Genomic DNA, 3,362 nt, shown 5'->3' with positions numbered 1-3,362 from the left:
TAGCCCATCATTCCATAACCCATCGTTTCCTTAAAACCTTTGGGAAGATTTTTTAATACTTCTTTGCGCAATTTTGTCATTGCTTCCTTTCTATCTGCGGGCAATTCAGCGATATACTCATCCGGTGTGGTTGCTTTTGATTGCATATATGATTGTTGTTTTCTTTTTTATATCAAGTGTAAAAATAAAATATAAAAAACTAAAAGAAAGCGATATTCAATTCTCCTGAAGGTTTCATTGCTTTGGGTTTTTTTGCGTTACGCATAACGGTTTGCAGCTTGCCGAAGGTGACTATTTTCAGCACAAATTTTCATACGAAGAACTAAAGTTTTTTAGATACCCACAAAACTGTCTTTGGAACACAGCCTGCCCCCGCCTTTTGGATAGGTGCTGTTATAGGCTGTGTTTCTTTCATTTGTCATAGTTCAACTTTCGAAGGATTTTATTTTTCACAAATTTCTTTCAACTTGTCGAGTGCCTTTGGGTAGGTCTGGTTCATATAATCTAAAAAATCTTCTGTAGTGTCTAAGTCAACCGTAACGATTGTGGTTCCATTGTTTTCTTCAAAGGAATAGTTTTCAAATCCGTTTGCCCATTTTTCTACTTCTGGTCCTTCAGTAATTTCCTTATCACCTTTTAAAAGACCATAATGTTGAATAGAGACAAACCGATTGGGAATATTTTCAGCTATCTTAGAAACCATACCTCCCTTTTCTCCTTTTTCATCTATTCCAAGAAATAGAATTTTATTTCCCTTGTTCCAACTTCCCTCAAATGTAGAAGTTGGATTGAACAAAGCAGTCCATGCCTCATAAGTTGATTTTTTGTTAATTCCCAACATTACATCATAAACTTTGTGTGAAGGTGCATTAATAGTTACCTTAAATTTTAATTTTTTCATAGTTGTCAATTTTGTTAAAGGTTTGATTTTAGCTTTACGATATTTTTAATCAATTCAATCGGCAAAGGTCTGTCAAGCATAAAATGCAAACTGTCTTTTGTATTTTTCGCTCTGTATTCAGAAACTTTATCCTCTATTTCTGTTAAGCCGTAAACAGGATAAAAACCAATGTGTTTTTTGTAAGCCGCAAAGTAGAGATGATGCTTACCTACTTTAAAAGCTGGCATTTTATAACGAATACTTTCTTCTGTGTCAGGCAACACTTCAAAAAATACATCTCGCAGAGCATTTAATTTTTCTTGAACGTCAGGTTCAAATTGTTGTATGTATTTTTCTACTTCTGTCGTTGTTTGGTGTCGTTTAACATAGCCTATAACGAAGAAGGGATTAAAGAAGTAAAAAAAGAAGGGATTAGAAGCACTACTGTTCGTTTACCTACACTGTTCATTAGAAGCCCAACTCTTTGGTTACCTTTCAAAGCCCTTCTTTTTTTTATTTCTTTTAATCTTATGTTAGCTGCTGCCGTGCTGTTCGTTCGGAGCACAAATGTTTGAGGTTCGCACAACTGTTTATTAGAAGTTCTCATCTCTTACGCAATGAATGCTTGAATGTCTGTCCGCAAATAAACTAAACTGTCAAAGGTGCATTTGTCTGCTAACCTAATTGACAATGATTCTAAAGTCATATTGTGAAAAGAAGGAATTGAAAAAAGATGTCTCACTCTTGCTTTTAGAAAGTGTAAAGTGTATTTCCCTGGAATGTGTCGTAATGCTTCCAACACTTTTATTTTTTTGGAGCAATATTTTTTGAATTGTTTAATCTGTGCAACAAGAGAAAGCTTTTTGCTCTTGGTTTTTAATTTTACTTCAATTGATGCTTTGTAAGTATTGAAGTCAGCAGTTTTAATTGAAGATGGATTGTTCAAGTTGCAAAATCTTGCTGGCTCATAGCTTACATTTGGAATCCCTAAACAATGCTTTTGTATGACAAGATATGAGCAAATAATTTCCGAAAAAAGATTTCGTGTTTCTTTCTGAAAATCCGTCAGTGAAAATGTAGCAGCTACATCGGGTGCTTTCAGTTTTGGTTTCTCCTCAATTATTAGTTTCTGAATTGCTGTTTCTTCTGTCAGGTAATTTTCAATGCTGTATTGCTTTAAGTAAAACAAATTCGGAATCGCTTCTTTAGTTTTTAAGATGTCGTCAAAATCTTTATCAACGATGTAAACTTTCTTTTTATCAGTAGTAGTCAGTTTAGCTGCTTTAATAACGGGGTCTTTCCCACCTAATGGAAAAATCTTTTCAATCTTAATATCAGGGAATAATTTTTTCAATATTGTTTCGTAGAAACTCTCTTGGTCTTCATCTTCAACATAGAAATTTATGTCATTGAATTGTCCATACAGAACATCTTGTCCTGCGAAAAATGATGATGACTTTGTCGGTAAACCTATTTCCATAATTAGCGATTGTAAGGGTAAAGTAATACGGCATTTTCTTTTTTATTGCCAACCAAAATTGGAGAATGTGTCGCAAGAATTACCTGCGTAGATTTTGGAGTAATGATTTCTAAATACTTTAAGAAGTCCTCTTGCCATTTTACATGCAGAGATAGTTCTGGCTCATCAATGATAAATAGTTTTCCGTCCTGACTGTTGAAAGCTAAATATGAAAAGAGTATTAAAATTTGTTGCTCACCAGAAGAAAGAAATTTAATGTCTTTATACTCGGTAACCTTTTCTCCGTTTTTGTCAAGAGTATTAAAAGATAATTCTGCTGTGTCCTCTTTGAAAAGTAGCTGCTTTGCAGAATCCTTTAAGAAAAAATTTAGAGTGGTGAGATAGAGATTTATTTTTTCAAGAGTTTCATTTGATTTTTTTTCAAAGCGTTGAAACTCTTCTAACAGGTTATTTATTTTTTTGAATTGACTTGCGTTCAATCCGAAAAGAAATTTCACATTTTCAGCATTAGGATTCTCTTGATATTGCTTGGTAATTGTTTTTAATTTCTCAAAGTATTTTGCGATTAGTTCTTTGTCCGTGTCAGTAAAAGCTGTTTTTTCAAATTGCTGAAAATATTCACCTACTCTTTTTTCAGCGTTTTCAATTTGACTAAGTTTTAGTTTATAGCGGATACCTTGCGTAACAGATTCAAGTGATATACTGCCTTCAAATGCTGAAAGCATTAGTTGGTTTTTTAGTTTATCTGTTAGGTTTAAAATATCGTTTTTCTTTTTTCGGTATTCTGTATTGACAATTTGCTTAACCCTGTCCAATGGAGACATTGCTCTTATTTGAGCATTGCGAATATTCTGTCCTCTTACAACTCGTTCTTCAAAAAATACATTTTCGGATTCTTCAGTATAGAGGTTTCTGTCAAGTCCGATAATTGTCGGATTTGGGAAATTAGTTTTTAGAAAATTCCATGTGAGTGTTTCTTTTTTGTCAGGAGCTAACTGAAAA

4 protein-coding genes are annotated in these 3,362 nt (G+C 33.4%); all 4 read right to left on the bottom strand.

Annotated features, from left to right (window positions below; all coding sequences use genetic code 11):
- Positions 1-442 precede the first annotated feature (442 nt).
- Positions 443-901, bottom strand: coding sequence for an SRPBCC domain-containing protein (locus tag ACH2BG_RS07750; protein WP_395047131.1), 459 nt, complete (start codon positions 899-901; stop codon positions 443-445).
- Positions 902-915: 14 nt separating this feature from the next.
- A complete protein-coding gene (locus tag ACH2BG_RS07745; RefSeq protein ID WP_395047132.1) occupies positions 916-1,227 on the bottom strand; it encodes an iron chaperone in 312 nt (103 codons plus the stop codon).
- A gap of 263 nt (positions 1,228-1,490) precedes the next feature.
- On the bottom strand, positions 1,491-2,360 hold the full coding sequence (locus ACH2BG_RS07740) for a DUF4435 domain-containing protein (protein ID WP_395047130.1): 870 nt from the start codon (positions 2,358-2,360) through the stop codon (positions 1,491-1,493).
- A 2-nt stretch (positions 2,361-2,362) separates the two neighbouring features.
- On the bottom strand, positions 2,363-3,362 hold a 1,000-nt coding region (locus ACH2BG_RS07735; protein ID WP_395047129.1), incomplete at its 5' end, for an AAA family ATPase.

This window comes from Flavobacterium sp., assembly GCF_043779715.1.
Classification (GTDB): Bacteria; Bacteroidota; Bacteroidia; order Flavobacteriales; family Flavobacteriaceae; genus Flavobacterium.
This window is presented reverse-complemented; position numbering and strand designations above follow the sequence as displayed.